The sequence below is a fragment of the Demequina sp. genome (genome assembly GCF_016278775.1).
GTDB lineage: Bacteria > Actinomycetota > Actinomycetes > Actinomycetales > Demequinaceae > Demequina.
The window spans coordinates 1-3210 of sequence record NZ_JADQBF010000057.1; the positions used below are offsets into that span (position 1 = coordinate 1).

Annotated in this window: 7 protein-coding genes; all 7 read right to left on the minus strand. The window is 63.9% G+C overall.

Annotated elements, in window-relative coordinates:
• Positions 1–84: 84 nt before the first annotated feature.
• Positions 85–372, minus strand: a complete 288-nt coding sequence (rpsQ, locus tag QZZ33_RS07300; RefSeq protein ID WP_291379115.1) for a 30S ribosomal protein S17 — start codon at positions 370–372, stop codon at positions 85–87.
• A gap of 18 nt (positions 373–390) precedes the next feature.
• On the minus strand, positions 391–630 hold the full coding sequence (gene rpmC / locus QZZ33_RS07305; RefSeq protein ID WP_291379116.1) for a 50S ribosomal protein L29: 240 nt from the start codon (positions 628–630) through the stop codon (positions 391–393).
• Positions 630–1049 (minus strand): 50S ribosomal protein L16, encoded by a 420-nt coding sequence (rplP, locus tag QZZ33_RS07310; protein ID WP_291379117.1) that lies wholly within the window; start codon positions 1047–1049, stop codon positions 630–632. The genes rpmC and rplP overlap by 1 nt, the downstream gene beginning before the upstream one ends.
• A 3-nt stretch (positions 1050–1052) precedes the next feature.
• Complete coding sequence (gene rpsC, locus QZZ33_RS07315) at positions 1053–1895, minus strand: 30S ribosomal protein S3 (RefSeq protein ID WP_291379118.1); 843 nt, start codon at positions 1893–1895, stop codon at positions 1053–1055.
• The gene (gene rplV, locus QZZ33_RS07320) at positions 1895–2260 is read right to left on the minus strand and encodes a 50S ribosomal protein L22 (RefSeq protein WP_291379119.1); all 366 of its coding nucleotides are present in this window, start codon (positions 2258–2260) and stop codon (positions 1895–1897) included. The genes rpsC and rplV overlap by 1 nt, the downstream gene beginning before the upstream one ends.
• Before the next feature lie 30 nt (positions 2261–2290).
• Positions 2291–2569, minus strand: a complete 279-nt coding sequence (gene rpsS, locus QZZ33_RS07325) for a 30S ribosomal protein S19 (protein ID WP_291379120.1) — start codon at positions 2567–2569, stop codon at positions 2291–2293.
• A 12-nt stretch (positions 2570–2581) separates the two neighbouring features.
• The coding region (gene rplB, locus QZZ33_RS07330; protein WP_291379121.1) for a 50S ribosomal protein L2 at positions 2582–3210 on the minus strand (629 nt) is incomplete at its 5' end.

A 3210-nucleotide genomic window follows, 5' to 3' on the forward strand; every position in this document is an offset into this window, starting at 1 on the left:
AGTCGCGACTCCTGCTGAATCATGTCTTCTTCTCCTGTCGTCTGGTTCTCGTCGCCGTGGGCGGCGAGCCTGGTCGAACGTTGGTTACTTGGCCTTTTCGAGGATCTCCACCAGGCGCCAGCGCTTGGACGCTGACAGCGGGCGGGTCTCCATGATGAGCACGAGGTCGCCGGTTCCGGCGGTGTTCGTCTCGTCGTGCACCTTGACCTTGGAGGATCGGCGCAGGACCTTGCCGTAGAGCGCGTGCTTGACGCGGTCTTCGACCTCGACGGTGATGGTCTTGTCCATCTTGTCTGACACGACGTAGCCGCGGCGCGTCTTGCGATACGCGCGGTGCTCTACTGTCGCGGTGGCGTGCTTCTTGCTCGACATATCTGTTTACCTCTTGACTTACGACTTCGCCGCTGGGGCGGTGCGGATGCCGAGCTCGCGCTCGCGCAGGATCGTGTAGATGCGCGCGATGTCACGCTTGACGGCCTTGAGTCGCCCGTGGCTCTCCAACTGGCCAGTAGCCGATTGGAAGCGCAGGTTGAACAGCTCAGCCTTCGCCTTCTTGAGTTCCTCTGCGAGGCGCTCGTTCTCCATCGCGTCGAGCTCGATTGGCTCGAGGCCCTTGGTTCCGATGGTCATTAGACGTCACCACCCTCACGCTTGATGAAGCGGGTCTTCATGGGGAGCTTGTGCTGCGCGCGGCTGAGCGCCTCGCGAGCCAGGTCTTCCGGGACACCGGCGAGTTCAAACATCACTCGGCCGGGCTTGATGTTGGCGATCCACCACTCAGGCGAACCCTTACCGGAACCCATGCGGACTTCGGCTGGCTTCTTGGTGAGCGGGCGGTCAGGGTAGATGTTGATCCACACCTTTCCACCACGCTTCACGTGACGGGTCATGGCGATACGAGCCGCCTCAATCTGACGGTTCGTGACGTATGCAGGCTCGAGGGCCTGGATTCCGTACTCACCAAACGACACCTCAGTGCCACCGGTCGCCATTCCAGAACGGCCAGGGTGGTGCTGCTTACGGTGCTTCACTCGACGTGGAATCAGCATGGCTTAGCTCTCCTTCCCAGCGTCGGCCTTGGGGGCCTCAGCCTTGGCGGCCTCAGCCTTGGGGGCGTCGGCGGCAGGGGCGGCAGCAGCTGCGGGAGCCTCCTGCGTGCGGGGTGCGTCGTCACGACGCGGGCCACGCCCGCCGCCACGAGAGTCGCGTCCACGTTGGGGACGAGGGGCCTTGGCCTGTTCGGCTGCCCACTCCTTCTCCGTCATGTCGCCCTTGTAAATCCAGACCTTCACGCCGATCTGACCGAACGTCGTGCGCGCCTCGAAAAAGCCGTAGTCGATGTTCGCGCGGAGCGTGTGCAACGGCACGCGGCCCTCACGATAGAACTCCGAGCGCGACATTTCCGCTCCACCGAGACGGCCGGAGCACTGCACGCGAATGCCCTTGGCGCCACCGCGAAGGGCGGACTGAATGCCCTTACGCATGGCGCGACGGAAGGCGACGCGTGAAGCAAGCTGCTCGGCGATGCCCTGAGCCACCAACTGCGAGTCGATCTCAGCGTTCTTCACCTCAAGGATGTTGAGCTGGACCTGCTTGCCAGTGAGCTTCTCAAGAGAGGAGCGCAACTTGTCTGCCTCGGCGCCACGGCGACCGATGACGATGCCCGGACGCGCCGTGTGAAGGTCGACGCGAACGCGCTCACGCGTGCGCTCGATCTCGACCTTGGACACGCCTGCGCGCTCAAGGTCCTTCTTCATCATGTCGCGAATCTTGACGTCTTCGCCGACGTAGTCACGGTAACGCTCTCCGACCTTGGTGGAGTCCGCGAACCAACGCGAGCGGTGGTCGGTGGTGATGCCCAGGCGGTAGCCGTGCGGGTTGACCTTCTGACCCATTACTTGGCCCCTTCCTTGACGGGCGTTGCCACAGTCACACTGATGTGGCTCGTACGCTTGAGAATCTGGTTGGCGCGACCCTGTGCGCGAGGGCGAATGCGCTTCATTGTCGGGCCCTCGTCCACGGTGATCGCGGTGATGACGAGCTCGTGCTCGTCGAACCGCTCGCTCGCAGCCTCGGCCTTCTGGCGCGCGTTAGCGATCGCAGAGTCGATGAGCTTGCGCACGTCGATGGCAACCGCCTGCGGCTGGAACTTGAGCGAGGCGGATGCCTCGACCGCGTTCTGACCGCGCACGAGGTTCACCACGCGGCGTGCCTTCTGGGCAGTGGTGCGGAGGTACCGCGTCTGCGCCTTGGCTTCCATGTTGATCTACTCCTGTTTGCCGGGCCCGCCTTAGCGGCGGCCCTTGCGGTCGTCCTTGATGTGGCCCTTGAACGTGCGCGTGGGCGCGAACTCGCCCAACTTGTGGCCGACCATCGACTCGGTGACGAACACCGGGACGTGCTTGCGGCCGTCGTGCACGGCGAGAGTGTGACCCAAGAAGTCAGGAGTGATGACACTCCTGCGCGACCAGGTCTTGATGACGTTCTTGGTGCCCGCCTCATTCTGCACGTCCACCTTCTTCTGAAGGTGACCGTCGATGAAGGGGCCCTTTTTCAAGCTACGAGGCATGTCTATCGCTCCTTAGCGCTTGTTCTTGCCGGTGCGACGACGGCGCACGATGAGCTTGTCGGATTCCTTGTTCGCCTGACGGGTGCGGCCCTCAGGCTGGCCCCACGGGCTCACGGGGTGACGTCCACCGGACGTCTTACCCTCGCCACCACCGTGGGGGTGGTCCACCGGGTTCATGACGACACCACGGACGGTCGGGCGCTTGCCCTTCCAACGCATGCGGCCAGCCTTGCCCCAGTTGATGTTCGACTGCTCGGCATTGCCGACCTCGCCGACCGTGGCGCGGCAGCGCGAATCCACGTTGCGGATCTCGCCTGACGGCATACGCAACTGGGCGTAGGGGCCATCCTTGGCGACAAGCTGCACAGAGGAGCCTGCGGAGCGCGCGATCTTGGCTCCGCCTCCTGGGCGAAGTTCAATCGCGTGGATCACCGTACCGACGGGGATGTTGCGTAGCGGCAGGTTGTTGCCAGGCTTGATGTCGGCGCCAGCCCCCGCCTCGATCGGGTCGCCCTGCTTGAGACGGTCGGGAGCGATGATGTACCGCTTCTCTCCGTCCGCATAGTGCAGCAGCGCGATGCGTGCCGTGCGGTTGGGGTCGTACTCGATGTGAGCGACGGTCGCCGGAACGCCGTCCTTGT

Coding starts and splice junctions, on each gene's coding strand:
- rpmC (WP_291379116.1), bottom strand. CDS start 630: ATGACCATCGGAACCAAGGGCCTCGAGCCAATCGAGCTCGACGCGATG.
- rpsQ (WP_291379115.1), bottom strand. CDS start 372: ATGTCGAGCAAGAAGCACGCCACCGCGACAGTAGAGCACCGCGCGTAT.
- rplP (WP_291379117.1), bottom strand. CDS start 1,049: ATGCTGATTCCACGTCGAGTGAAGCACCGTAAGCAGCACCACCCTGGC.
- rpsC (WP_291379118.1), bottom strand. CDS start 1,895: ATGGGTCAGAAGGTCAACCCGCACGGCTACCGCCTGGGCATCACCACC.
- rpsS (WP_291379120.1), bottom strand. CDS start 2,569: ATGCCTCGTAGCTTGAAAAAGGGCCCCTTCATCGACGGTCACCTTCAG.
- rplV (WP_291379119.1), bottom strand. CDS start 2,260: ATGGAAGCCAAGGCGCAGACGCGGTACCTCCGCACCACTGCCCAGAAG.